Below are 25,180 nucleotides of genomic sequence, written 5' to 3' on the forward strand. Positions count from 1 at the left end.
ATGCATCCCTTTACCTCATTGGCATTATGGCTTTGGCTAAGTGCCAGTGTGCTGTTTTTATCATTAAGCTTACCACTGCTGATAATTAGCAGTGGTACTTTTATTAGCTTATTACTTTGGAAAGCCTCTCGCTGGCGTTGGCGCCTTATTGCATGGTTGATGATCCCTATGGCGATAGGCCTATGGTTAGTTCATAGCGGTTGGCTTGCTTATTGGTTAACAGGTGGCATTTTAGATACCAGTAAACAAACTATGGCAATAACGCTATGGCTAAGATTATTAGCAATAATAAGCGGTGCTCAATTGTGGTTGCAGTACACTTCAACCGAACAATTTATTAGGGCCTTATTTGCTAGCCGTCTACCTATGAGTCTTTCCTATTTATTAGCAGGGCCTTTGTTACTTGTCGAACAATTACGCCAACAGTTACACAATATAAGAGAAGCACAATTAGCACGAGGTGTACCTCTTGATGGTTCATTCTGGCAACGTCTAATAACATTGCCTGCTATTGTCTTGCCACTTATTAGCCATGTATTAAGTGATTTAACTATTCGTAGCGCTGCATTAGATATGCGAGGATTTCGTATTATTGCAAAACGTACCACGCTTTCTCCTCCTGTCGATACACCACTACAAGAGATGTTACGCTATTTTATTTTACTGCTTATCTTTGTTGAAGGAGCTATTTGGCTATGGTAATAAATCTTCAGCAATTTAGTTTTACCCCTAAAGACGATGAGCAACCTATTATTGGCCCTATTGATCTACAATTAAAGCAAGGAGAATGGCTTGTTGTTTTGGGAGGAAATGGCAGTGGAAAAAGCCTTCTTGCCCAACTACTAGCAGGTTGGCATCCCGATTTATTAACAGGCTCAGTGCAAGGCTTGGGAATTGTACAAAATATTGCTCTGGATAAAAGCCGATTAGTGTCACTAGCCCCTGGTAGACAACTCGTTCAACAATCTCCTCAATTACAACTTTCAGGTTGTGCTTTTACAGTAGAGCAAGAGATTGCTTTTGGCCCTGAAAATTTAGGGTTAAGTGATAATGAAGTTCGATTTCGCGTAAAAGAAGCAATGATATTAACGCAATGTGACAGCCTTCGTTTCCGCCACCCTTCTACACTGTCAGGCGGAGAAGCACAGCGTGTTGTCATTGCAAGCGCCCTTGCCATGCACCCTAAATTATTATTGCTTGATGAAGCATTTAGTCGTTTAACACCAAATGCAACACAACAATTACAGCAACGCATTAAACGGTACGCACAAGAGCACACATGCAGTGTGATTATTTTTGAACGCAATTTATTGCCTGCAATAACACTTAGTGAACAATTTTTATTGTTAGAAGCGGGAAAAACAAAAGCAGCAGGTGCTTTAGAAGATATATTTCCTTTCTTATTTACAACAATTAATGCTCCTGATGCATGGCTAGCTTTAAATTGGTTAGTCGAAAACCATCATTGGAAAAAAAATATTGTAAATAACGATAAAGCTTTACTTAAGGCTTTTAAGGAGTTTTATGTTACAGCTTGATAAAGTGACTTATCGTTGGAGTGAAGATGTTCCACCGTGTATTTCTCAATTATCTTTAACATTAAATCAAGGTGAATGGATAACACTCGTTGGTGATAATGGTGCGGGTAAATCAACACTATTACGTTTAATTGCAGGGTTGTTAACGCCTAATAAAGGTGAGATAAAACTCAATAATCAGTTATTATCTCAAATGAAAGCACAGCAACGTGCTCAATATATTGGTGTATTATTCCAAGAGCCTGAACGACAAATATTTCATAACACCGTAGAAAAAGAAGTTTCTTTTGGCTTGAAACAACGCAAGTTTTCTAAAAAAGAGATTAAAAAACGTTTGGATGAAACATTAATGCTTTGCGGTTTAAGCAATGTCGCTGATGTTCATCCTTTAGATTTACACGCAGGTCAACGTAGAATGGTTGCCGTTGCAAGTTTGAGTATTCTATCCCCCCAAATATTACTACTTGATGAACCGACTCGCGATTTCGATGCACATTGGCTAACATGTTTTGAGAACTGGCTTCAGGTACAAAAAACATTAGGTACATCTGTTCTTGCTATTAGCCATGATCTTGATTTTACGGCACGTCATTTTCAGCGGGTTATCCATTTATCCTCAGGAAAATTAATTGCTGATGGCGCTCCTGAAAATGTATTAATGAGCTCAACGTTGCAATCCCTTTCAGATATACCCGCACCTACGTTATACTCATTAAGTCAGAAATTAAAATTACCAATAAAAAACAGCCCTGTTGAATGGGCTAAAATGTTAATTAAGAATAAATAGAAATCATAATATTAGCTCATAATAATCTTAAGACTTATTTCTATTATTATCATTTATTTTGCTGCTGGAGATAATTAAATGGAAATCTTTCACATGGTATTAAACTCATTGAGTCACTTATCTCCTATTACCCTATTCTTATCTATTATCTTAATCACGGCTGGAAAATCGACCATCGGTATTTCTTCATTTTTGCCGCCAGCATCTTTGATGTTGATCTTTATTTTCGGTGCCTGTTTACCACTTTACTCCCCGATATTTCTTTGGTTAGCAACCAGTCTTGGTGCCTTATTAGGTTCAATTTTAAGCTATGAATTGGGGTGTTCAATTTATCGTTTTCCTCGTCTTAAATTGTGGGTTAAGCGTTATCAATCAAAAATAAATCGAGTTCAACAGTTATTAAAAAATAAAACGTACTATATTTTGTTTATTTCTCGATTCTTAGCTGTCTTTCGTTATTTAACACCCTTTAGTGCAGGCTTATTAAAATTGCCTGCTTATGGTATTTATATCACTAGCGCTATTTCTGCATTGGTGTGGTCTGCAATGTTTATTCTAATTGCAACAGGAGTGCTCTCTATTGCATTATAAGAATACTGATTAATCCTTAATTTTACTTATTTTCTTAATTCTCAAACTCATCTATTTTCACTTTTTTTCGCAAAATTATTTAAATTTCTACCAACTTCTCTTTTTTCATTTTATTTTTTATTATCGATAAATAGGCTATTTTTTAGCTCATTTTATCGTTTTCCTAGCAAGTTATTGATATTTTCTTTTGTGTTTTATGACTATCACCATAATTATGATTAAAAATTGCATAATTACTACGTTGATCACAAATTGTTATTTTCTTGTTTTAATTTCATTACGTCACTTCACAATTCTTTAACTTTCTTGTTTTCTATAAAAGTTGTCATGTTGTATACAAGTTAGTGTGAAACATTCACCTGCGTTTTTATGTACAGGAACAACATCATGAGAATAAGAAAAACAAAGCTTGCCATCGGTATTGTTGCTGTTATTGCTGTTGTCTCATTAGCAGTAATCGGCAAAAAAGAGAATGCGAATAAACAATTTCTCTCTGTAGCAACCGCTTCAACAGGAGGAACGTATTATCCGATGGGAGTGGGTTTAGCAAACGTATGGAGTACACATCTTAAGGACAGAGGTGTTCAAGTAACAGGACAATCTTCAGCAGGATCGATAGAAAATATCTATTTAATGCAGAAAAATGAAGCTCAACTTTCAATTTTACAAAGCCTTTTAGCCGTAGAGGCTTATGAAGGGGTGCGTAATTTTGAAGGCAAACCAGAAAAAGATCTGCGTTCAATTTCTATGTTATGGCCTAATGTTGAGCACTTTGTTTTAATGGATAACAAAGTAAAAACGGGCACATTAGAAGATATTCGCGCGACTAGCTTTTCTGTGGGCCCTCAAGCCAGTGGCACTGAACAATCCACGATTATTATTCTTCAAGGCGTGAATTTAACTAAAAAAGATATCACACCTGAATATCTTGGATATGGCGATACCGTTTCTGCCATGCGAGATGGCCGCCTTGATGGTGGTGCATTACCTGCTGGGGTGCCAGCTTCTGCGGTAACTGATATGTACGCAAGTGGTGTCAGTGCAAAATTACTCGAAGTCACGGATAAGCAACTTGATGATATCAATCATGTAGCGAATTCATGGTTTCGTTTTGAAATCCCCGCCAACACCTACCCTCGTCAAACTGAAATGGTCAATACGATTGCTCAACCTAATATCTTAATGACCACAACCAGCATTGATAATGATCTAGTTTATGAGTTGACAAAAACCATGTTTGAGAACCTTCCAGAGGTTCACCAAGTTCACAGCGCAGCCAAGTACATCACCACAGAAAATGCATTAAAAGGTGTTTCTGTACCATTACATTTAGGGGCTTACCGCTACTACAAAGAAATCGGATTAGAGATCCCTGATTATCTTATTCCACCAGAAGCTCAAACGCAGACTAATAATAAATAACAGGAGTGAGTTATGACTAACAATGACCACCTAACTCCGGTAGAGCCACCTGCATTAGATAAAGAAGCAAGCTCCGGCAATCGCCAACTTGCAGGTATTTACCTGAAAATTACCACGACTCTTGCAATTTTAATTTCACTTTACGCTATTTATTCCAACGCATTATCAAATACTCAAGAATTTTACCGTAATACTATTTTTCTTAGTGGTATTTTAATTTTAGGCTTTATTTTGTTTCCATTCTCTAAGCGTTTTTCAACGCCTAAATTTAATGGGTGGGATTATCTTTTTATTGCTTTAACATTAATCAGTTATGGATATTTTTTCTTTAATTACGTCGATCTTCATGTTGTAAGAAAAAGTATTCCAAATACTACCGATTATGTCATGGCAATACTGGGTATTATTGTACTGTTTGAAGCAGCAAGAAGAACCACTGGGTATTTCATTCCAGGGCTTGCAACTTTTGCCATTATATATGCTTTATTTGGTCAATATTTTATGGGTATTTTCGGTCATGCCGGATTTTCTGTAGAAAGATTGTTATACCGTTTATTTATGACCAGTGAAGGTATTTTTGGGATCACCCTTTCAACAGCCTCGACAGCGATTGTTGTCTTTATTCTTTTTGGATCGTTCTTAAGTGTCAGTGGCGCAACAGCCCTGTTTAATGACTTAGCACTTGCTCTTGCGGGTCGTCGCCGAGGTGGTCCTGCTCAAGTCGCTGTTATTTCATCTGCATTAACAGGTTCATTAAGTGGAAGTGCTGTCGCCAACGTAGCAACAACGGGGACTTTTACCATTCCTTTAATGAAAAGCATTGGATTAACGCCTCGCTTTGCGGGTGCCGTAGAAGCAACAGCATCAACAGGCGGTATGATAATGCCACCTATTATGGGTGCCGCCGCATTTATTATGGCGGGCTTTTTAGGTATTTCTTATACCACCATTGTTATTGCAGCGATTATTCCAGCGTTGTTATATTACGCAGCTTTAATTATGGCGATTGATATCGAAGCCAAAAAACAAGGATTAAAAGGTTTAAGTAAAGAGAATATTCCACAAGTTAAAGCGGTATTAAAAGCGCGGGGTTTATTATTACTACCTTTAGTTATTGTTATTGGCACCTTATTAGTGGGTAAAACACCTATTTATGCAGGCTTCTTAGGTATTCTGACCATTATTGTCGCAAGTTGGATAACGCCTGATAAATCAGTCCGTATGACATTAACTAAAGTAGCTGACGCCTTAGCGGAAGCGGCTCGTGGATCTGTTCAAGTGACTGTCGCTTGTGCTGCAATCGGTGTCATCATCTGTGTTGTAACAATGACAGGTATCGGTGCAACATTGGCATTCAATATCGTCTCAATGACAGATAACACATTATGGATGATCTTATTAGTCGTTATGCTAGTGTGCATTGTATTAAGTATGGGTTTACCTTCAACGGCGTTATATATTGTCGTAGCCGTTACAGTGTCACCTATCTTAATTAAAGCGGGTGTTATGCCTTTAGCGGCTCACTTCTTTGTTTTCTGGTTCGGAGCTTTATCCAATATTACACCACCCGTAGCATTAGCGAGTTATACCGCGGCCAGTATTGCTAGAGCTGATCCAATGCAAACATCATGGGATGCGGTTCGTTTAGCACTTCCCGGTTTTATTATTCCGTTTATTTTAGTCTATAACCCTGCTTTACTGATGCAAGGTGATAATTTAGGTGTACTTTCAATTGGATTAATGATTATTAGTGCATTAATCGGAATTTATGCACTCAGTATCGCAACGGCAAACTTCTGGATGATTAAAACAACATGGTTTGAGCGTATTGCATTTGCAGCAGCGGCAATTCTAATGATTAAACCGGGCTTATATACCGACCTTTTAGGTGTCGCCTTGATCCTATTAACGGGTGCATTCCATTTATTACGGTCTAAAAAACAGTTAGCCAATATGGAGCATGCATCTGGAGAAAACTAGATGATACAAAAGATCTCACGCCAAAAAGCGTCGCATCAAATTCTTGAGCAGATAAAGCAAAATATTAGTAACGGGACTTACCCTATTGGTGAAAAGTTACCCTCTGAAAATGTACTTGCTGACGCCTTTGGCGTCAGTCGAGTTCCCATCAGAGAAGCATTAGGTGTCTTAGAAGCCAGTGGCATAGTAACTTCACGCCAAGGGGGTGGTCGCCGTGTAATTGACCATTCTATACTCAGTAAATATGAACCATTGGTAATGGAAATTGCTTGCCCTGAAGAGATAGATTCACTGCTAGAAATGCGTGAGGTCATTGAACATGAAGCGGCAGCTATTGCCGCTTTACGTCGAACACCAGAAGAATTACGCGCTATCGAAAACGCCCACGATGCCTTTGTTTTAGCAACAAGACAAAACAAAAGTATTGGTCATAAAGAGGACTATCAATTTCATCGTTCTATTATGGTTGCCTCTCATAACTCTTTTTTTGTCCAGATCTTAGATAACTTACACGAACTCTACCTTGGCGTATTAATGTATTCGCTAAGTAAAAACAAAGGACGAGATACTGAAATTGAGCGAGTGATTGCGGAACATGAGGCAATTGTTGAATCAATACGCCAACAAGATCACGATGAAACAAGCCATAGAATGCGTCTTCATTTAACCAATGTACGTGGCAAATTAAAGCGATTACAACAAGAACCCTGTTAATTTAAAATTTATAAAATGGATAATATTATGGCTTATGACGTGATTATTATTGGTGCGGGATTAGTTGGATTAGGGGTTGCAAGTGCGCTACAAGAGAGTCAACCTGAGCTGAAATTGCTAGTGATTGATAAAGAGTCAGGCCCTGCTGCTCACCAAAGTGGGCATAACAGTAATGTTGTTCATTCAGGTATTTATTACACACCAGGGAGCCTTAAAGCAAGGCTGGCAAAACAAGGCAACATTACGACATATGCGTTTTGCCAACAACATAATCTCTATTATGATCGTTGTGGCAAAGTTATTGTTGCTACCAATGAAAAAGAGTTAAAAGCGTTAGAAAATATCTATCAACGTGGCATTGAAAACGGGCTTGAAGTTATCAAAATGACTGAGTCTGAACTTAAAGTCAGAGAACCTTATGTCAATGGTATCGCGGCTCTATTAGTTCCTGATGCAGGTATTGTGAATTACCCTGAAATTGCAGCGAAACACGTTGAAATTATTCAATCACGAGGCGGTGAATTTGCATTTGGACAAACGGTGACAGCAATTAATGAAACCGATGATACTGTTACTGTCACAACATCCAATAATCAATTTACAGGTAAATGGTTGATTAATTGCGCCGGCTTATTTAGTGATCGTATTGCTAAAATGGCAGGTTATGACACAGGTATGAAAATAGTCCCATTCCGTGGTGAATATTTTATGCTTAATGCTAATAAAAACTACTTAGTAAACCATCTTATCTACCCTGTTCCTAATCCTGATTTTCCCTTCTTAGGTGTACACTTTACGCGCATGTATAACGGGCATCGTGATGTTGGACCTAACGCAGTATTAGCATTTAAGCGCGAAGGCTATAAAAAAAGCGATATTAACTTAAAAGATCTCACTGAAGTGCTGACTTATAAAGGATTTTGGAAAATTGCTGGAAATTATTTAGGTGAAGGAATGGCAGAGCTTCGCCGCTCATATTCACGTAAATTATTTACTGCAAATGCACAGAAACTCATTCCTGATTTACGTGAAGCAGATATTCATCCAGGTCCTGCGGGTGTTAGAGCCCAAGCGTTAACTCGTGAAGGGAAATTAGTAGATGATTTTCATTTTGTAAAAGGCAAACGCTCGCTGCATGTTTGTAATGCTCCATCACCTGCTGCAACCGCATCTATTGAAATAGGCAGAGAAATAGTAAAAGAGCATTTTTCTTTGTAATTGAAAAAATATATGCAAGTAAAAACAACAAATGGCACTGAGATTAATCAGTGCTTTTTTATTTTTACATCATTCACTGATTTCTTTTAGCGCTTCATTTATTAGCCATTGTTGAAATATTTCCATTGATGCTGTCATTGGCTTTGATTTTAAATATGTTAGCCAATATTTTCCCAATTCAACTTCTATTTTAAAGGGTTGTACTAACTGACCATTTTTAATTTCTCTTGAAAACATTTTTGCTGGTGCTAATGCAACTCCCCCTTCATAAATTGCGCTTTCAATCATTAAGCGTGAAGAGTCAAAAATAGAGCCTGTTATTTTTATCGGCGGCATTTCTGCTTTTTCAAACCATTGTAACCACTCATCTTCTCGATAAGAGCGATATAAGTTTTCATTTATTAAATCTGTCGGATGTTGTAAACGTTTCGCTGTATCTGATGAACATAACACCGTTAATGGCGCAGAAAATAACGCTTTATTATGTGTTAATGGCCATAAACCTTCACCAAATCGAATCGCAAAATCTAATCCTTCAGTAGCCAAATTAACCACATTATTATTTGTTCTTAAATTTAATTCTATTCTTGGATATAACTGCCTAAATTCAGCCAATCTAGGTAATAACCATCCCACAGCAAATGTGCCAACAGCCGCAATTGAAACAACATCGCGATATTCACCACGTTCAAATTGCTTAAATACACGCTCAATATCACTAAAAGCTGTTGTTAACACAGAAAATAAAATCTGGGCATCATCCGTCATTTCTAAGCCACGGGGTAAACGCTTAAAAAGAATAACGCCAAGTCGCTCTTCTAACATTCTCACTTGTTGGCTAACAGCACCTTGAGTGACATACAGCTCTAATGCCGCTTTGGTGAAATTAAGGTGCCTTGCTGAAGCTTCAAATGCACGTAATGCATTTAGGGGAAGATGAGTTCGCATAAATATTTTTAGCCATTAGATTTTCTATAGGCTAAGGTGATTTATTATCGATTGTCAATAAATCAATTAAATAGGATATTGCAGCTCATAAATAAACGGCTCTATATCTACTCAATAACTGTCTATTTATATTGATATTTTCTTTATTAACTTAATATGAGCAACAATGACTATGTTTAAAAAAACATTTCGCCAAAAAGCGACGATTGCAGTTTCATTAATATCTTTATTGGCATCTCCAATGTTATGGGCTAACACCAATAATACGATTGAAGAGCAATTAAGTACGCTTGAAAAATATAGCCAAGGTCGTTTAGGTGTTGCTTTAATCAACACGGAAGATAATTCACAAATAACATACCGCGGTGAAGAACGTTTTGCGATGGCAAGCACAAGTAAGGTCATGGCTGTTGCGGCAGTTTTAAAAGAGAGCGAAAAACAAGCGGGATTATTAGATAAGAATATTACAATTAAAAAATCCGACTTAGTTGCTTACAGCCCTATTACAGAAAAACATTTAGTAACAGGAATGTCTTTAGCTCAATTAAGTGCTGCTACGTTGCAATATAGCGATAATACAGCAATGAATAAAATCTTAGATTATTTAGGCGGTCCAGCCAAAGTCACTCAATTTGCACGTTCAATTAATGATGTAACTTATCGCCTAGATCGTAAAGAGCCTGAATTAAATACAGCAATTCATGGTGATCCTCGTGATACGACTTCTCCAATTGCTATGGCTAAAAGCCTTCAAGCATTGACATTAGGTGACGCATTAGGTCAATCTCAACGTCAACAGCTTGTTACTTGGTTAAAAGGCAATACAACAGGTGATCACAGTATTAAAGCGGGTTTACCAAAACACTGGATTGTTGGGGATAAAACTGGCAGTGGTGATTATGGTACGACTAATGATATCGCTGTTATTTGGCCTAAAAACCATGCGCCATTAATTTTAGTGGTCTATTTCACACAACAAGAACAAGATGCAAAATACCGTAAAGATATTATTGTGAAAGCCACAGAGATTGTAACAAAAGAATTTTCCAATTTATCTCAAAAAAAATAAACTTCTTTATTGATAATCTAAATAGGAAATTAAATATAATAGAGCTAGTTATTAGCTCTATTATTACAAGAGTACACGGAACAATATAAGTAAAATAACTTAAGGATAAAAAATTAGACTGTAATAAATAAGCCTAATATACTTACCTCTATTAAATGGATTTATTTTAAGGAAGTAAGATGTCCGATTTTTTTGAATTGATTGGTGAGTTATTATCGTGTGCGGGTCAAATAACTCTTACACAGATCAGTCTTTGTATCGTCATTCTTACAATATTAATGTTAATTATCTTCTCTTTATGTACTTGGTCATTTGATATCTATTTTGTTGGTGCATCATTATTTATTTGTATGTTGCTTTATACACCAGAAATATATCGTTTTATTAAAAGCTGGATAATTTAACTTATAGTTATAAAAAAGCCTCCGTTAACTTTAACTAGAGGCTTTCTTGACTAAGAATATCGTGTGATAATTTAAAATCAACTAAACCTAACTGTTTAGAAAATTAAAGTGGCAAAGCAAAACTCACTTTTACCGTTTCCATTGGTACTTCTGTTTTTATACTTTGGATGCTTGGAATTTGTGTTAAATAATCGGCATGGAAGCGACGATACGTTGCTAAATCTTTCGTCACAATTCGAATTAGCGCATCGCATTCGCCTGCCATTAAATGACACTCAACCACTTCAGGTAATACCTTGATAGCCTTTACAAATTCTTCAATAGTTTCAGCATCTTGTGCTCTAAACCAAATTCTTGCAAATAAAGATAACCCTGCATCAACCTTACTACCATCTAATACAGCAACATAACGAGTGATCACACCAGATTCTTCAAGTAAACGCACGCGACGAAGACAAGGAGAAGGTGAGAGTCCAACCTCTTTTGCCAGCTCAATGTTCTGGATTTTGCCATCACGCTGAAGCACCTGCAAAATATGTTTATCTATTTTATCTAATTTTATTGACATCAAAGATTAACCTTAATTCTATTTGTGGAATTTTATTGCCAATTAATTCTTTTTGTTAGCAACAAAGCAACCCGATTTTTTCGAAAACATCATATAATCTTTCCGCTAAATTTCACAGCAAAAACGATATTTCTCTTAAACTATCTCTATCAGGTAAAAAGATGGAATTTAACACTTTATTATTATTCGCACTAACGGTTCTACCGCTTATCTGCACACCTGGGCCCGATATTCTTTTTATCTCATCTCAAGGACTATCAGGCGGTATGAAATCTGCATGGGTTGCCAACGCTGGCGTTATATCAGGCTATTTAACCCATGCATTACTGAGCGCATTAGGGCTTGCCGCCTTAGTGTCAGCATCACCCATTTTATTTCATTTACTCAAATGGGTTGGTGTGTTTTATATCAGTTATCTTGCAGTCAAAATGTTGATATCCGCCTGCAAAAAAGGTCAATTAGCCCTCGATGCCTCAAAAACCTCACACTTATTTCGTAAAGGTTTTTTAACCAGTTTTCTTAATCCTAAAGGGCTATTAGTTTATCTCGCTATTTTACCAAACTTTATTGATAATCATAATGATATCGCAACACAATCATTGCTGTTATCTGGGATATTTATCACGACTTGCTTAATTATTTATGGTTTGCTCGGTACATTTTTTGCCTATATTGGCTTAAAAGGCGGTTTAAGTGAAAAACGTCGCCGCTATAACGATGGCATTGCGGGTGGATTACTCACATTAGCGGCAATTAATCTGGCTTTAAATTAGCCTTAATCCTAAGCACTATTTATTATTCTAATCAGAATTTGACCACAAGAATGCCTCTATTTAAGTGGTCGAATATCTGCCCATAATAATTGACAATTCGCGGTTAACGGTCTTATTTCACCTTCTCGAATATCAGGTAACCACCAAGCCCCCTGTCCTTTTGATATACTCTGACAAGTAGCGCCAATTAAAGTCCATTCACCTTGGGTGACATAAATTAATCCTGCATGAGAACTAGGTAAAATAAGCGGTTGTGTTATTAAGGTCGTCTCTGCTTTCCAACATGTCCGACGCACCATAATATTTAGACATTTTACGCTGCCTTTAATAAGTTCAGATTTAACAGGAATATCACCTGAAAAATCAAAAGGCTGATAAAAGTCAGTAACGGAATGATTAAGAAAACCAGGGCTATTTAAATTGATGCCATTACCTTCTAATAGCACTATTTGCCGTTCAATGTCAGGAAACTGTCCTAATGAGCTATTCTCTTCGATAGAGGTTAAACACGCTCGCCATGAAAAATCATTATTAACTGGCCAGCACACAATTTCTTGCGTTGTGCCTTTTTGATTATTCCATGATATAAACGGTAACTCTTGTTGATCAAAACAACGTAGCTTCATTGTATCCTCCTTCAATATCTGGCTATCAGTCTGATAATGAGGTTAAGGATCAATCATTGGAGATTACCGTCAATAAATCAATAGTTAACTTTTAAAAATGTGCGCTGACGTCAGCTATTTACGTCGTAATTTTCTGCACCCTTCTCCAATAATTTCCATTCCTTTTTCAGTACGACTATTCCATTGAAAAGAAGAGTTTAAACGAAATGCATGATTAAATTGAGAGCTGGTGGAAAACATTGAACCTGGCGCAATACTGACACCTCTCTCTAATGCAAAATGATAGAGTTTATTCGCATCAAATGTTGATTCAAATTCTAACCAGAGAAAATATCCTCCTGATGGAATATTCACTTTTACATCTTCTGATAAATGCGTTTGTATCGCTTGTAACATACGATAACGCCTTTGTTCTAATAATAATCTTAATCGGCGAAGATGCGTATCATAGCCACCTTGTGACAAATAATCGGCAATAGCTTGTTGTGTTGGCATACTCGCAGATACTGTACTCATCATTTGCAACTGCTGTATTTTTGTTGCATGTTTTCCAGCTGCAACCCAACCCACACGAAATCCCGGTGCAAGGCATTTAGAAAAAGAAGCGCAATGTAAAACGCTATTTGTTTTATCAAAACCTTTTACTGGCATAGGTGCTTTCTGGCTGTTATAGAGTTCGCCATAGACATCGTCTTCGATTAGCGTTATCTGTTTCTTCGCTAATATATCCACCAGCTTTATTTTATTTTCATCAGGAATTGTTCCACCTAATGGATTTTGACAATGACTCATCAACCAACAGGCTTTAATATCGTATTGCTCAACCACTTTTTCGAGTTCATCTAAACAAATTCCTGTTACTGGGTCTGTTCTAATGGCAATCGCTTTTAATCGTAAACGCTCAATGGCTTGTAATGCACCATAAAATGCAGGTGATTCAATCACGACCCAGTCACCCGGTTCGGTAACGGCTTGCAAACTAAAACTGAGTGATTCCATTGCACCAGCAGTAATCACAATTTCATCTGGAGAGACATGAATTCCTTGTAATGCATAGCGTTGTGCAATGTTACGGCGTAACTTTTCATTTCCCGGTGGTAGATTGATCACTGAACTCTGAGGCGCTAAATGCCTTGCAGCAGAAGCCAATGCGCTACTTAATTTAGGCTGAATAAATAGGCTGGGATCGGGAAAAGCGGAACCAAAAGGAATAATTTCAGGATCTTTACATGCTTGAAGTACATTGAAAATAGAGGTGCTAATTTCAACATTTTCACTCATGTGTAGCCCTTTGCTAGCGGTTACTTGACCGAAACGGTTATTACGATGTGCAACGTAATAACCTGATTGTGGCCGCGCTGTTATCCATCCTTGGCTTTCTAATAACTGGTACGATTGTAAAACAGTCATTAAACTTAAACCTGATTGTTTCACCGTATCCCGCAATGAAGGTAAACGGTCGCCAGATTGCCAGATATTATCTTCAATTTGTTGGCGTATTTGCGATGCAAGCTGTTCATATCGAGTCATATAAAACTGTTTACCTCAAAACTGTTATAGTCATTTTTAAACTTATTGTCACTATTATAGCTTACTGTCATATGGTCTACTAATCCACACGTTTTACCTGCAATTTACATTTTTATATCAATAAAACGAGGTTTTTATGCTTGGGTTAAGTGCCTTTGATTTGGCGCGTATCCAGTTTGCGTTCACAGTTTCTTTCCATATTATCTTTCCTGCAATTACTATCGGACTGGCTAGCTTTTTAGCCATATTGGAAGGTTTATGGTTAAAAACTCGCAATAAGGATTATTTAGCGCTATTCCATTTTTGGTCAAAAATATTCGCTGTCAACTTTGCTATGGGCGTTGTCTCTGGTTTGGTTATGGCCTATCAATTTGGAACCAACTGGAGCTTTTTCTCTGATTTTGCTGGCTCAATTACAGGCCCTCTACTCACTTATGAAGTACTTACCGCATTCTTTTTAGAAGCCGGTTTCTTAGGTGTGATGCTGTTTGGCTGGAATAAAGTAGGCGAAAAACTTCACTTTTTCGCAACCTGTATGGTGGCATTAGGTACATTAATGTCTACGTTTTGGATCTTGGCTTCAAATAGCTGGATGCAAACACCGCAAGGATTTGAAATTATAAATAACCAAGTCGTTCCCGTAGATTGGGTAGCCGTTATTTTTAACCCATCATTCCCTTATCGCCTTGCTCATATGGGTGTTGCCGCTTTCCTCGCTTCTGCCTTCTTTATTGCTGCATCTGCTTCATGGCATCTGCTCAAAGGTCATAAGACATCTGCAATGAAAAAGATGCTTTCAATGTCTTTATGGATGATCTTAATTTTAGCACCAATTCAAGCACTCATTGGCGATGTCCATGGTTTAAATACCTTAAAACATCAACCCGCTAAAATTGCCGCAATTGAAGGTCACTGGGAAAATGAACCAGGAGAAGCAACACCGTTAATTCTCTTCGGCGTGCCTGATATGGATGCTGAAGAAACAAAATATAAGATAGAAATTCCTTATCTTGGCAGCATGATCTTAACTCACAGCTTAGAAAAACAAATTCCAGCATTAAAAGAGTTTCCTAAAGAAGACCGACCGAACTCACTTATCGTTTTCTGGTCTTTCCGCGTTATGGTTGGTCTGGGTATGTTAATGATTTTAGTGGGTGTATGGGGAACTTGGCTGCGATATAAAAAGAAACTTTATGAATCTAAAGCTTTCTTACGCTTAACTTTTTTAATGGCACCTTCAGGTCTTATCGCTATTCTTGCCGGTTGGTTTACAACAGAAGTAGGACGTCAACCTTGGGTTGTTTATGGCATACAACGAACACAAGATGCCGTATCTGCACATGGTGAAATGCATATGAGTATAAGCCTGCTGATCTTCTTAGTTGTTTATGGCTCTGTATTCGGTGTTGGATATGCCTATATGTTAAAACTGATCCGTAAAGGTACACCGGAGGTTCATCATGGGAATTGATTTACCAGTTATTTGGTTCATCATTATCGTATTTAGTACTTTAATGTATATCGTAATGGATGGTTTCGATCTTGGTATCGGTATGCTTTATCCATTTATTAAAAGTGACCAAGATCGTGACTTAATGATGAATACTGTTGCCCCTGTATGGGATGGTAACGAAACATGGTTAGTCCTAGGTGGAGCTTCATTATTTGGTGCCTTCCCATTAGCTTACTCGGTTATTCTTGATGCCTTGGCAATGCCTTTAACCTTAATGCTTGTCGCATTAATTTTCCGTGGTGTCGCTTTTGAATTTCGTTTTAAAGCAGATGACAGTCATAAAGGCTTTTGGGATAAAGCATTTATCTTTGGCTCTATCTTAGCCACCTTTATGCAAGGTGTTGTCGTGGGTAGCGTTGTTCAAGGTTTGCCGGTTGTTAATCGCGCCTTTGCGGGTAGCTATTTTGACTGGTTATCCCCTTTTGCACTCTTTTGTGGATTTGGATTAGTTATCGCCTATTCATTATTAGGATGTGGCTGGCTGATTATGAAAACCGAAGGTCATTTACAACAGAGTCTATATAAGGTCGCTAAACCTCTCACACTCATTATGCTTGCAGTCATTGCAGCCGTCAGTGCATGGACACCATTAGCGCAACCTGCAATTGCTGAACGTTGGTTCACATTACCAAATCTGTTCTTCTTTTTACCTGTTCCTCTTTTAGTGTTGTACAGCACTTGGTTAATTTTACGCTCAGTGAAAAAACAAGGACATTACCTTCCTTTCTTTGGTGCGCTAGCTTTAATTTTCTTAGGCTTTGCAGGATTAGGGATAAGCATTTGGCCTAACATTATTCCACCTGCAATTAGTTTTGTAGAAGCATCTGCACCACCAGAAAGTCAAGGATTTATGCTAGTTGGCGCATTGTTTATTATTCCAATTATTCTCGTTTACACATTCTGGAGTTATTACGTTTTCAGAGGAAAAACAAATTATGAAGAAGGTTATCACTGATCCACAAATACAAAGTAAACCCTCATTATTAAAAAAATGGGGATGGTTGATTACAATTTGGTTTTGTAGTGTTTTAGCCTTATTTGCTGTGTCTTCCCTCTTCCGTTTTTTAATGACGTTAGCCGGAATGAAAGTCAAGTAAAGGCAAAGTACATACAGCAATATAATTAACTAGCGCCGAATACGGTAAGCTATAAAATAGAAATGAAGTAAATAAAGAGCTGAAGTTATCTTCAGCTCTTTTATCTTTATTTAAGATCGTGGGTTACCGTTTAATGTCATTAAAACTTAACCTATTCTTATTAGATTGCTCTTTTAACAGCTAATTTCATATAAATAATTTTTTTATAAAAGAAAATACAAAAACAAATATTTTTATTCTTCCATGATTAACTAAATTTAAATCAAACTCCTTGATAAAATCATTTTAAATACATCATTTTTGATTAACAATAAGAGATAAAATCTTTTTTATGCATGTATTACGATAAATAAAAATATAAATAATCCTATAAAAAGCCTTCTTCTCTAGAAATAAGATAGAATGAATGTTGAATTAGGCTTCCAAAGTAATTATGATATCGCCGCCTAGAGGATCCATATCTGTATTATTCTATAGAGACACGCTAAATGTGTCATTCAGGTATGCTCATATGATTAACTCAAGAATTAAATCCACACCCTATTAAAAGTGTGGATATGGATAATGTCTGTTCAAAATACATATTTTGATAATTTAGATTTATCTTAATTGCTAAGAAAGATCTCTTACACTAGGCTTACGTATTGTTGCTACTAAATTAAGGATGAAGTCATGAATTGGTATTTGGAAGTCATTAAAAATAATTACGCTAACTTTTCAGGCCGTGCTCGCAGAAAAGAATATTGGATGTTTACTCTAGTAAATACCATTATTATTGCTGTTCTATACGCTATTTTAATTTCATCAGTAGATATGAATACAGGTGAAATGAGTTCACTGGGTTCAATTGCAGGCATTATTATAGGTATTTATTCTTTAGCTATCATCGTGCCTAGCCTTGCAGTGACTATTCGTCGTTTCCACGATCAAGATAAATCAGGTTGGATGTTCTTACTTGCATTTATTCCTGCTGTTGGTGGATTAATTGTTTTTGTCTTTATGTGCCTTGAAGGTACTAAAGGTGACAACAGATTTGGTCCAGATCCAAAAGCTTAATCTAGTACTGAATTAATATGACAATACAGTGAGTATACCTTTATTAAGTTTACTCACTGTATTAATTGATTTTCCTACCTTTGTTACAACCATCTGAAAATATTCCTTCGTTAAAAAAAGAACACCAATTCACCTCCCTCCGTATTGTAATTTAGTATTTTTATTTATCTCTGACTTTTTAATTAATGCCTTAGAGTTATTACATTAAGCTTATTGCATTGATTTTTAAGTTTTTTTCTTTATTGTTAATTTGAACCTAATCACTAGACATAAGTAAAAAACACGCATTCCTTTACTAAATCAACGTTAATTTTGATAATGACTATCATTATTAATTGAAAATGATAATATCTACGCCAATAAAACAATTAAATGAGTCAGGTAAAAAAACGTGAGTAACAAAAAAACACCTCAAGAAAAGAGTATTTATAAACCAGCACCTCCTCGCCTAGTTCAAGTAAAGCGCATTACTGATGTTACACCGGGAATGCGTTGTATCACCTTTACGAGTGATGATTTAGATACTTACCCAACAGATACTGCGGGGGCACATTTAAAAATATTCTTACCTTTAGAAGGCCAAGTTAAACCAACAGTCCCAGGGTTTTCTGAAAAAGGCCCTAAATGGCCTGAAGGCGAACCAAGATCGATTGTACGTACTTATAGTGTTCGCGCTATTCGCCCTGAACAAAAAGAGTTAGATATTGAATTTGCAGTACATAACGATGCAGGCCCTGCTATTCATTTTGCGCTAAATGCTAAGCAAGGCGACTATATTGGGATCACTAATCCAGGTGGCCCTGAGCCTTTATTAGCACCAGCGTCACATTACTATATGGCAGCAGATCCAAGTTCATTACCTGCTTTAATGGCTTTAATTGAAGCCATGCAGCCTAATGTTGAAGGGAAAGTCGTTATACGAGTAGAAGACGAAACGCATCGCCAAGAAATTAAACGTCCTAGTGGCTTAGAGATAATCTGGTTAATTGGTTCTGTTGAAGAACAAACTCAAAACTTAATTAATGAATTTATGTCTTGGGAATTACCTGCTGAAAATGTGGCATTTTGGATTGCAGGTGAAGACAAAATTATTCGTGCATTAAGACGCCATATTCGTCGTGATAATGGTTACGATCGTAGCTTGATTTATGCCGTTCCTTATTGGCGTTTTGGTTATGACGAAGAAGGCTATCACGCTGAACGTCACCATGTTATGGATAACGAAGACGTAAGCTAAGCGATAAATTAAAGACTAAGCGTTGGCTGTACAGGCTGCATATTAACTCCCTTAATAATATGCAGCCTTTCTTATTATTCAAATATAATTAATGTATATTCTTCTTATCTTGTTGATAATTTCCATCATCATCTATATAGATAACAGTAATTACTTGGTTCATATCAGCTTGCTTTTGATATTGAATGTGCTGTTTTGCAAAAGGAGCAACCATAATGGCATTTGTTAAAAGCTCTTCTTTATCATCAAAATAAATCTTTGAAATTGTAAAGTAATAAGCTGTAGGATTATTTATTTCTAAATATTCGCCATTATGAGTTATCCCTATTTTTTTAAAAACGTCCTCGGTGGTTAACTTAAGTTGTGCTGGACGATAAAAAAGTTTAATTCGTGTTTGCAATGCTAATTGTAATGTACTGAGGTTTTCTTTATTTTCTGGTTTAGGTGCAATATCTAATACATTTAAATAAAAAACAGATTCTCTATCTTTGGGTAACCGGTTTTCTAATTGTTGTATTTTTAATTGTAATCCACCATTTGCAGTTATTTTTGCCATAGGTGGAATAACAATAAAAGGTGCTGTTGTCGTTTCTGGTGTGGACGCAATATTCCCTTCATCTACCCAACTCTGTATTAATGTCGGCTGTTCACTTCGATTAAAAACTTGCAACGATATTATCGATTTATTGGTAGAAAGTATTAAACGAGTGCGCTCAAGTACCACACTTGCATGAGTAAAATGTGTTATCAACGTGAATAATAGAATTAAAACACCTTTCATTTTCGCTTCCATTTTTTATGGCTTATTAATCGTAAGACATTACAAGTGTTGCCGCACTTGTCATTTTTCCTTGAGTTACTGAATTAATATTATAAGGATAATAATAAGCGCCCATATTTATCGAAAATGCAGAGGATATGGTGCCACCTTGATTAACACTAAAAATACTAGTCGCACTACCTTGTGTATTAATATTGTCAGATAAAATAAGCGGGCTTGCGGTGTTATCACTTTTTACGACACGGAACCCGACACCATTCGCACCTTGCGTTGTTGTGTTGGTTAATACGGTTTTATCCGTTGCCAATAAATTTTGGCTTGATAAAAACATATTAATATTACGTGATGCTTTTGAACCGCTCAAAAAATCTTGGCAAGTAAAGTTTAATGTAAAAGGGGTATATCCTGCTTTATCTACCGTTATCTACCGTTTTTGCATCTTTTACGCTAATTAACGGCAATGAAACAATTAAACCTGCATTAGAAAAATTACATGTTGTCATTACAGGATTATATGTAATTTGCATCGGCTGTAAGAAAATATCGTTTTGATCAACCGGCCACTGCCACGTTAATAAAAATTGAACTAATTTAGTGACAATAGTCAATAACCATTGAACAAGCCCCAAACTTGATGCATCAGAGGCTAAAATAACGGGTGTAACAATTGCTGTACTGCCACTGACTTCAGTGTAGTTGGTCGAAGGTTTACTACTTAATAACGTAAATTTCAATGTAAAGTTAGTATCTAAATCTGAAGCAGGATGTGTTCCCGCTGGAATATTCGTTACGTTATCTTTTTCTAATGACGTTAACGTAATAGAAACAAACTGCTTACCACCATTAAAACCAATTGTTCCCGTCCGTCCATCATTAAAAGGTGAGGCGATACCCACTGTATTAGGAAATAATAATCCTCTTGCTGTACATTTATATGTACCTGGAAATGTTGTTCTACTCGATTTTGTGATCGTTGTTGAAGTACTATTTAAATCCGCAGATAAATCAAAATTAACGTTGGGTGCAGTAATAGTGCTATCGGGTTTACAGTTAGCGATTGCCTGATGGCTTATTGTTCCTAATAGCATTAAAAATATAAAGGCAGATGATTTCATAAGACTTTCCTTTATCGACAGATATTACTATTTTTATCCATCGTATTAACTAAATGATTAATCACACACTCTGTTTTTCCTGCCTCATTTAATTTAATTGAGACAGAAGAAGGTAACGCATCACTTTTTAAATAAAGTACACTCGATTGCCCAACATAACCGATACTCTGTTTCTTATTATTTAAAACTTCAGTACCAAAAGGTAAGCTTTCATCATTTTCTAAAGAAGCTCTGATAATGAACGTTTTACGCTGATCCGTGGTTAATGTGAGATGATTAACAGCACCTAAATAAGGCGTAACATGCGTTATATTTCCTAAAACTTCTGCATTCGATGGGTATTCTGTATTTGTTAATATATAAGTATTCGTTCGATAAGGGATCGTATTCGCGACTAAAACAACACCTTGATTATTGGTTAATGTCGATTTATTCCCATTAACCATCATATTATTCGCCATAGGCGCTTCAATAATAGTATAAGTTTTTCCAGTATCCCCAGAAAATGCAATATGACTAGGTATAGCAACAATAGTTCCTCGGGTTCCCAGTCCACCTTGACGATAATTATTTGCTTCAGTATAAGAGGCAGATAAAGTGCTATAAGGATGGCGATAGCTCACATTAGCACCGACTAAATTATTCCCACCCGTCTGATTAGAGCCTGTTAAGGTATAATTAACCAAGTCATCTTTACCTGCTGTTCCGCTCATACTCAATGTAGATTGCTGATAGCGTGAATCAGTGGCATAAACCGAAGTATTAATATTTGCTCTTTTATCAAAGAATGAAATGGGCACACTGACATTTAAATAATAACGAGTTTCTTCTTTATTATCGTAATTTCTTAATTTTGATACCGAAAGATTATAAGCAATATCTTTATAGTTATTTGAGTAACCTAGTTGATACTCTCGATTACTCTCATCAGTATTCCAATAATTTCGATGCGTTCCTGAAAGGAAAATAACACCTCGCTGGCCGCCTAAATATTGATTAAGGTTTATGGTAAACGTATTTTTTGCTCTAGAGCCGCGTAGTGCATCAAATGTTGTGAGATCCAAATCAGATGCAGCATTATTATTTCCCTGCTGTTGAGCAAGATCATTTTGATAATCTTTCCAAGCTTGGTAATTATCATGAGAGTAAATTGAGTCCACAAAGCTATAATAATCACGGGTAGAGTAACGATAAGCCGCCAGTGTTAAATTAGTTAGTGTGGCATCCATATATTTGCTATATGCAAGACGAAAACTTTGCCCTGTTTTTTTGCCTGTTTGTAGATCTGCACTTGCATGAGTTATATCGGCTGAAATCGCCCCAAATTTGAAATTCCAACCGCTACCAATCAATGCCGAATAATAGTCTTCACTGGCAATTCCCCCTGCATAAAGCGTAACAAGGTTATTGACACCATAATGGAATTCACCTTGTGCAAATTTAGGTCGATAATCAGTATTATTAATACGTGACTCCCCCACCATCACGTTATAGCGATATACACCTTCTTTTAGCATATCGGGAACGGCTGAAAATGGCACAGTAAATGACTCTCTTCTGCCATCCGCTTCTTGAACCACCACTAACAGATCACCACCACCAGCTGTTGGCTGAATATCACGAAAAGAAAATTCACCAGGGGGCACATTTTCCTGAAAAACTAAGTTTTCGTTTTGATAAACACTCACTAATGCGTTTGTTTGTGCAACACCACGAATAATAGGTGCAAACCCTTGACTTGAATTAGGTAGCATTCCCATTTCGGTCGCCAATGAAGCGCCTCTAAATGAAATACTGGTAAAGAGTGCGGCTGGTGTATAAAAATCACCTATCGTTAATCCTGCTGTTATCTGGCTTAATGCTTTATAGATATAGCGAGTATTATTTTTCCATTGGCTTTTACCATGAGAATAATAAGTATAGTTAGACTCGTCTCTAAACTGCCATGCCCCTAAGTTAATTCCTGAATTAATATTGGCAAAAAAGCTCTCGTTATTACTTTTATTTCCTTTTTTTTCTTTGTAATTATAGTAATTTAAGTTGTAAGACAAAATCAGAGCTGAAATACCCTGTTCCCAATAACTGGGATCAACATATCCCACTTCTGATTGTTTAACAGAAATCTGAGGTGCTGTGATATCCAGTCTTAATCTATTAATATCTAATGTTGAAGCAACTCCCGTCGCCAATTCATTAGATAAAATTGTTTTTTGCTGTGCTATTTTTTGCTTTGCCGACAAAGATAAATTTAAACCTAGCTTATTCACATCATCCGACTCAAAACTAATCCCCGCATTATTCCCTAGCACATTGACTTCAAATTGCCCTTTCCACACCTGATTGACATACACATCAACAAGTTGCTTTCCTTCAGGTACTTTATCATCAATATAAAATCGTGAAATATCGCCATGCTTTGATTTTCCAACTAATAAAGATGTGTCAAATCCCTCTGCATACAGATTTTGAGTATAATTTTGTATTCCTAAAAAAATAAGAACCGAGAGGTATTTTGAATTATTCACGATGTTATCTCTATTAGAGTTTAATATTCTGTGATTTATAGACACCAAAATCATCAACATAAATAACAACAGCGGAATTACTTTTTAATTTATTAATTAAAGGTAACTCACGAGAAGATAACGGCGGGATCATCTCAGAATCGACAAGCGTAACACGGGGTGTCTCTTGTGTAGAAATCGAGGCTATCGTGAAATGATACTGTGAGTTATTTTTAACTAAAACTTTATCACCATTTAATTGATAAGTTATTTTCTCATTAACAAGTTCTGGCTTATCAGTTAAATCTTTAGGACGATAAAAAACTTTAATTCTTGTTTTCATCGCTAATTGCAAATAGCTTTTTCCTTTTAACGCTTCGGCATTTTCTGGAATGTCGAGAATATTTAAATAGTATACTTGTTCAACATTTCCTGATAATTTTTCATTAGAATTTTTTATTCTTAATGTTTGTCCTTGCCTACCTGCTATTTTTACAATTGGTGGGTATAAATAAAAAGGAGAGTTTGCATCTTCAGGTGTGGAGTTTATATCACCATCATCTATCCAACTTTGCACGAGTGAAGCTAAATCACCATTGTTGGTTAATTGAAGATTAACACTATCGGTTCCTTCATAATAAATAACCCGTGTACCATTAATAATAATATTAGCAAATACACTCGTTGGTAACATCAATGCCATTAAAAAAACGATTAACTTTTTCATTATAAACATCCTAAAAAACCAGACCCAATATTGAGTCTGGTTTTTTTATATTATAAATAAGAAACAGTATAGATAACGTTAGAGTGTACTGGCCCTGTTTTAGCGGCTGTCGCATTTGTTTTATAGTAACTGGCAATTAAACGTAAAGTATCTGAATCAGGGGCGGTTTTGTCGCCTTTAATACCTGTATCAAAAGTTGCGTTCAATGGTATAGCAACTGTTGGCGCCGCAGGTGTTGATAAACTAAAGCCAACATTCTTTGCCACTAATGGATCATTTTCATTCGCGGTATCATTGACTAAATATAATCCACTGGTGGAAATAGTATTTGCAGATGAGAAATGTATCTTTAAATTACTTCCACTTGGCGTAGATGCAGGAGCACAATCAGAGAATGTCAAAGCAAACTCTTTTTGGTTTTTGGCAATAACAGTACTCGCCGTTGTTCCAGCATCTGTTACGGTAATAGGATCTAATAAAATAGAAAAGTCCGCACTGTTTCCTCCATTAATTGTACAGGTGGTATCACTAATAGCACCAGAGAAAGAGATTATTCCACCAGCGCTGTTGGTTGCAGCAAATGCCGACGTCGACAATATAGCCACTGATAATAATGACAGTGGGAGTTTATTTTTAAGCATATATAACCCCAAGAATAGACAAATATTTAATTAGCAAAAATAAGCTTCTATTATTGCCATCATTAACTAAAGGTGATGAAAGGAGACCCTAGTCAATTTGATATTAGTCATAATTTAAAAAACCAACAAATGAATTTATCCGCTTTTTTAAATCTGTGACTTAAGTCAAACTAAATCCAGCGTTATATTTAGTTAATATATAAATGTATTAATATTTAGCATTACTATCCAATTAAAAAATCATAAATAAAAGAACAATAACAATTAATTTATTAATAACAAGTCATAAAAAGAATAATCATGGATTTATTTATTTTGGAATTTTTTATTCAAATTAAATA

The 25,180-nt window shown here is 36.3% G+C and carries 26 protein-coding genes; 16 read left to right on the forward strand and 10 right to left on the reverse strand.

Going from position 1 to position 25,180, the window contains the following annotated elements; all coding sequences use genetic code 11:
* From F1325_RS10260 to lhgO, 8 genes are all read left to right on the forward strand, one after another.
* The gene (locus F1325_RS10260) at positions 1–702 is read left to right on the forward strand and encodes an energy-coupling factor transporter transmembrane component T (protein ID WP_167392470.1); all 702 of its coding nucleotides are present in this window, start codon (positions 1–3) and stop codon (positions 700–702) included.
* A complete protein-coding gene (locus tag F1325_RS10265; RefSeq protein ID WP_109372200.1) occupies positions 696–1,538 on the forward strand; it encodes an energy-coupling factor ABC transporter ATP-binding protein in 843 nt (280 codons plus the stop codon). The genes F1325_RS10260 and F1325_RS10265 overlap by 7 nt, the downstream gene beginning before the upstream one ends.
* Positions 1,525–2,325, forward strand: a complete 801-nt coding sequence (locus tag F1325_RS10270) for an energy-coupling factor ABC transporter ATP-binding protein (RefSeq protein ID WP_160230405.1) — start codon at positions 1,525–1,527, stop codon at positions 2,323–2,325. Before F1325_RS10265 ends, F1325_RS10270 begins: the two co-directional genes overlap by 14 nt.
* 78 nt (positions 2,326–2,403) lie before the next feature.
* Complete coding sequence (locus F1325_RS10275) at positions 2,404–2,916, forward strand: DedA family protein (protein ID WP_109372197.1); 513 nt, start codon at positions 2,404–2,406, stop codon at positions 2,914–2,916.
* A gap of 387 nt (positions 2,917–3,303) precedes the next feature.
* The gene (locus tag F1325_RS10280; protein ID WP_109372195.1) at positions 3,304–4,338 is read left to right on the forward strand and encodes a TAXI family TRAP transporter solute-binding subunit; all 1,035 of its coding nucleotides are present in this window, start codon (positions 3,304–3,306) and stop codon (positions 4,336–4,338) included.
* A 12-nt stretch (positions 4,339–4,350) separates the two neighbouring features.
* Entirely contained in the window at positions 4,351–6,318 is a 1,968-nt protein-coding gene (locus tag F1325_RS10285; protein WP_109372193.1) for a TRAP transporter permease, read from the forward strand.
* Positions 6,319–7,032: a FadR/GntR family transcriptional regulator gene (locus F1325_RS10290; RefSeq protein ID WP_109372191.1), complete on the forward strand. Its 714-nt coding sequence runs from the start codon at positions 6,319–6,321 to the stop codon at positions 7,030–7,032. It abuts the gene before it with no gap.
* A 15-nt stretch (positions 7,033–7,047) separates the two neighbouring features.
* Positions 7,048–8,250 carry an L-2-hydroxyglutarate oxidase gene (lhgO, locus tag F1325_RS10295; RefSeq protein ID WP_109372189.1) on the forward strand — a complete coding sequence of 401 codons (1,203 nt, stop codon included), beginning with the start codon at positions 7,048–7,050 and terminating at the stop codon, positions 8,248–8,250.
* 69 nt (positions 8,251–8,319) lie between these two features.
* On the opposite strand, the gene F1325_RS10300 is transcribed toward lhgO, so the two are convergent.
* Positions 8,320–9,198 carry a LysR substrate-binding domain-containing protein gene (locus F1325_RS10300; RefSeq protein WP_160230406.1) on the reverse strand — a complete coding sequence of 293 codons (879 nt, stop codon included), beginning with the start codon at positions 9,196–9,198 and terminating at the stop codon, positions 8,320–8,322.
* A 172-nt stretch (positions 9,199–9,370) separates the two neighbouring features.
* Here F1325_RS10300 and bla point away from each other — a divergent pair, with 172 nt between their 5' ends.
* Positions 9,371–10,267, forward strand: coding sequence for a class A beta-lactamase (gene bla, locus F1325_RS10305; protein WP_109372340.1), 897 nt, complete (start codon positions 9,371–9,373; stop codon positions 10,265–10,267).
* A gap of 179 nt (positions 10,268–10,446) precedes the next feature.
* Positions 10,447–10,671 carry a hypothetical protein gene (locus F1325_RS10310; protein WP_160230407.1) on the forward strand — a complete coding sequence of 75 codons (225 nt, stop codon included), beginning with the start codon at positions 10,447–10,449 and terminating at the stop codon, positions 10,669–10,671.
* Between the two features lie 103 nt (positions 10,672–10,774).
* Here the strand turns inward: F1325_RS10310 and F1325_RS10315 are convergent, their stop codons facing one another.
* Positions 10,775–11,239 carry an Lrp/AsnC family transcriptional regulator gene (locus tag F1325_RS10315; protein WP_023582027.1) on the reverse strand — a complete coding sequence of 155 codons (465 nt, stop codon included), beginning with the start codon at positions 11,237–11,239 and terminating at the stop codon, positions 10,775–10,777.
* Positions 11,240–11,400: 161 nt separating this feature from the next.
* On the opposite strand from F1325_RS10315, the gene F1325_RS10320 reads away from it, so the two are divergent.
* On the forward strand, positions 11,401–12,012 hold the full coding sequence (locus F1325_RS10320; RefSeq protein WP_109372185.1) for a LysE family translocator: 612 nt from the start codon (positions 11,401–11,403) through the stop codon (positions 12,010–12,012).
* Positions 12,013–12,068: 56 nt separating this feature from the next.
* Here the strand turns inward: F1325_RS10320 and F1325_RS10325 are convergent, their stop codons facing one another.
* Together F1325_RS10325 and F1325_RS10330 are read right to left on the reverse strand one after the other, a co-directional pair.
* Positions 12,069–12,638, reverse strand: a complete 570-nt coding sequence (locus F1325_RS10325; protein WP_109372183.1) for a HutD/Ves family protein — start codon at positions 12,636–12,638, stop codon at positions 12,069–12,071.
* A 114-nt stretch (positions 12,639–12,752) separates the two neighbouring features.
* Positions 12,753–14,168: a PLP-dependent aminotransferase family protein gene (locus tag F1325_RS10330; RefSeq protein WP_109372182.1), complete on the reverse strand. Its 1,416-nt coding sequence runs from the start codon at positions 14,166–14,168 to the stop codon at positions 12,753–12,755.
* 136 nt (positions 14,169–14,304) lie between these two features.
* Between F1325_RS10330 and F1325_RS10335 the strand changes: the two genes are divergently transcribed.
* The 5 genes from F1325_RS10335 (at position 14,305) to F1325_RS10355 (ending at position 19,071) form a co-directional block, all read left to right on the forward strand.
* Entirely contained in the window at positions 14,305–15,639 is a 1,335-nt protein-coding gene (locus F1325_RS10335; protein ID WP_160230408.1) for a cytochrome ubiquinol oxidase subunit I, read from the forward strand.
* Entirely contained in the window at positions 15,629–16,636 is a 1,008-nt protein-coding gene (gene cydB / locus F1325_RS10340) for a cytochrome d ubiquinol oxidase subunit II (protein WP_160230409.1), read from the forward strand. Before F1325_RS10335 ends, cydB begins: the two co-directional genes overlap by 11 nt.
* Positions 16,617–16,778 carry a DUF2474 domain-containing protein gene (locus F1325_RS10345; protein ID WP_109372179.1) on the forward strand — a complete coding sequence of 54 codons (162 nt, stop codon included), beginning with the start codon at positions 16,617–16,619 and terminating at the stop codon, positions 16,776–16,778. Before cydB ends, F1325_RS10345 begins: the two co-directional genes overlap by 20 nt.
* A gap of 672 nt (positions 16,779–17,450) precedes the next feature.
* Positions 17,451–17,834 (forward strand): DUF805 domain-containing protein, encoded by a 384-nt coding sequence (locus tag F1325_RS10350; protein ID WP_109372178.1) that lies wholly within the window; start codon positions 17,451–17,453, stop codon positions 17,832–17,834.
* A gap of 391 nt (positions 17,835–18,225) precedes the next feature.
* Positions 18,226–19,071, forward strand: a complete 846-nt coding sequence (locus F1325_RS10355) for a siderophore-interacting protein (RefSeq protein ID WP_109372177.1) — start codon at positions 18,226–18,228, stop codon at positions 19,069–19,071.
* An 88-nt stretch (positions 19,072–19,159) separates the two neighbouring features.
* Here F1325_RS10355 and F1325_RS10360 read toward each other — a convergent pair whose 3' ends face one another.
* From F1325_RS10360 to F1325_RS10380, 6 genes are read right to left on the reverse strand one after another with little or no spacing between them, the layout of a single operon-like run.
* Positions 19,160–19,852, reverse strand: a complete 693-nt coding sequence (locus tag F1325_RS10360; RefSeq protein ID WP_244313511.1) for a fimbrial biogenesis chaperone — start codon at positions 19,850–19,852, stop codon at positions 19,160–19,162.
* A 25-nt stretch (positions 19,853–19,877) separates the two neighbouring features.
* Positions 19,878–20,216: a fimbrial protein gene (locus F1325_RS19370; RefSeq protein ID WP_244313512.1), complete on the reverse strand. Its 339-nt coding sequence runs from the start codon at positions 20,214–20,216 to the stop codon at positions 19,878–19,880.
* Positions 20,217–20,262: 46 nt separating this feature from the next.
* Positions 20,263–20,967, reverse strand: a complete 705-nt coding sequence (locus F1325_RS19375; RefSeq protein WP_244313513.1) for a fimbrial protein — start codon at positions 20,965–20,967, stop codon at positions 20,263–20,265.
* 11 nt (positions 20,968–20,978) lie between these two features.
* Positions 20,979–23,492, reverse strand: coding sequence for a fimbria/pilus outer membrane usher protein (locus F1325_RS10370; protein ID WP_244185008.1), 2,514 nt, complete (start codon positions 23,490–23,492; stop codon positions 20,979–20,981).
* Positions 23,493–23,505: 13 nt separating this feature from the next.
* Positions 23,506–24,198, reverse strand: coding sequence for a fimbrial biogenesis chaperone (locus F1325_RS10375; RefSeq protein ID WP_109372171.1), 693 nt, complete (start codon positions 24,196–24,198; stop codon positions 23,506–23,508).
* 50 nt (positions 24,199–24,248) lie between these two features.
* A complete protein-coding gene (locus tag F1325_RS10380) occupies positions 24,249–24,839 on the reverse strand; it encodes a fimbrial protein (RefSeq protein WP_100160253.1) in 591 nt (196 codons plus the stop codon).
* Between the last annotated feature and the right edge of the window lie 341 nt (positions 24,840–25,180).

The sequence above is a fragment of the Proteus columbae genome (assembly GCF_009914335.1).
Classification (GTDB): Bacteria; Pseudomonadota; Gammaproteobacteria; order Enterobacterales; family Enterobacteriaceae; genus Proteus.

What these genes read in the sequence shown, in the direction of transcription:
- F1325_RS10260 (WP_167392470.1), top strand. Translation starts at nt 1, where the DNA reads ATGCATCCCTTTACCTCATTGGCATTATGGCTTTGGCTAAGTGCCAGT.
- F1325_RS10265 (WP_109372200.1), top strand. Translation starts at nt 696, where the DNA reads ATGGTAATAAATCTTCAGCAATTTAGTTTTACCCCTAAAGACGATGAG.
- F1325_RS10270 (WP_160230405.1), top strand. Translation starts at nt 1,525, where the DNA reads ATGTTACAGCTTGATAAAGTGACTTATCGTTGGAGTGAAGATGTTCCA.
- F1325_RS10275 (WP_109372197.1), top strand. Translation starts at nt 2,404, where the DNA reads ATGGAAATCTTTCACATGGTATTAAACTCATTGAGTCACTTATCTCCT.
- F1325_RS10280 (WP_109372195.1), top strand. Translation starts at nt 3,304, where the DNA reads ATGAGAATAAGAAAAACAAAGCTTGCCATCGGTATTGTTGCTGTTATT.
- F1325_RS10285 (WP_109372193.1), top strand. Translation starts at nt 4,351, where the DNA reads ATGACTAACAATGACCACCTAACTCCGGTAGAGCCACCTGCATTAGAT.
- F1325_RS10290 (WP_109372191.1), top strand. Translation starts at nt 6,319, where the DNA reads ATGATACAAAAGATCTCACGCCAAAAAGCGTCGCATCAAATTCTTGAG.
- lhgO (WP_109372189.1), top strand. Translation starts at nt 7,048, where the DNA reads ATGGATAATATTATGGCTTATGACGTGATTATTATTGGTGCGGGATTA.
- F1325_RS10300 (WP_160230406.1), bottom strand. Translation starts at nt 9,198, where the DNA reads ATGCGAACTCATCTTCCCCTAAATGCATTACGTGCATTTGAAGCTTCA.
- bla (WP_109372340.1), top strand. Translation starts at nt 9,371, where the DNA reads ATGTTTAAAAAAACATTTCGCCAAAAAGCGACGATTGCAGTTTCATTA.
- F1325_RS10310 (WP_160230407.1), top strand. Translation starts at nt 10,447, where the DNA reads ATGTCCGATTTTTTTGAATTGATTGGTGAGTTATTATCGTGTGCGGGT.
- F1325_RS10315 (WP_023582027.1), bottom strand. Translation starts at nt 11,239, where the DNA reads ATGTCAATAAAATTAGATAAAATAGATAAACATATTTTGCAGGTGCTT.
- F1325_RS10320 (WP_109372185.1), top strand. Translation starts at nt 11,401, where the DNA reads ATGGAATTTAACACTTTATTATTATTCGCACTAACGGTTCTACCGCTT.
- F1325_RS10325 (WP_109372183.1), bottom strand. Translation starts at nt 12,638, where the DNA reads ATGAAGCTACGTTGTTTTGATCAACAAGAGTTACCGTTTATATCATGG.
- F1325_RS10330 (WP_109372182.1), bottom strand. Translation starts at nt 14,168, where the DNA reads ATGACTCGATATGAACAGCTTGCATCGCAAATACGCCAACAAATTGAA.
- F1325_RS10335 (WP_160230408.1), top strand. Translation starts at nt 14,305, where the DNA reads ATGCTTGGGTTAAGTGCCTTTGATTTGGCGCGTATCCAGTTTGCGTTC.
- cydB (WP_160230409.1), top strand. Translation starts at nt 15,629, where the DNA reads ATGGGAATTGATTTACCAGTTATTTGGTTCATCATTATCGTATTTAGT.
- F1325_RS10345 (WP_109372179.1), top strand. Translation starts at nt 16,617, where the DNA reads ATGAAGAAGGTTATCACTGATCCACAAATACAAAGTAAACCCTCATTA.
- F1325_RS10350 (WP_109372178.1), top strand. Translation starts at nt 17,451, where the DNA reads ATGAATTGGTATTTGGAAGTCATTAAAAATAATTACGCTAACTTTTCA.
- F1325_RS10360 (WP_244313511.1), bottom strand. Translation starts at nt 19,852, where the DNA reads ATGAAAGGTGTTTTAATTCTATTATTCACGTTGATAACACATTTTACT.
- F1325_RS19375 (WP_244313513.1), bottom strand. Translation starts at nt 20,967, where the DNA reads ATGAAATCATCTGCCTTTATATTTTTAATGCTATTAGGAACAATAAGC.
- F1325_RS10375 (WP_109372171.1), bottom strand. Translation starts at nt 24,198, where the DNA reads ATGAAAAAGTTAATCGTTTTTTTAATGGCATTGATGTTACCAACGAGT.
- F1325_RS10380 (WP_100160253.1), bottom strand. Translation starts at nt 24,839, where the DNA reads ATGCTTAAAAATAAACTCCCACTGTCATTATTATCAGTGGCTATATTG.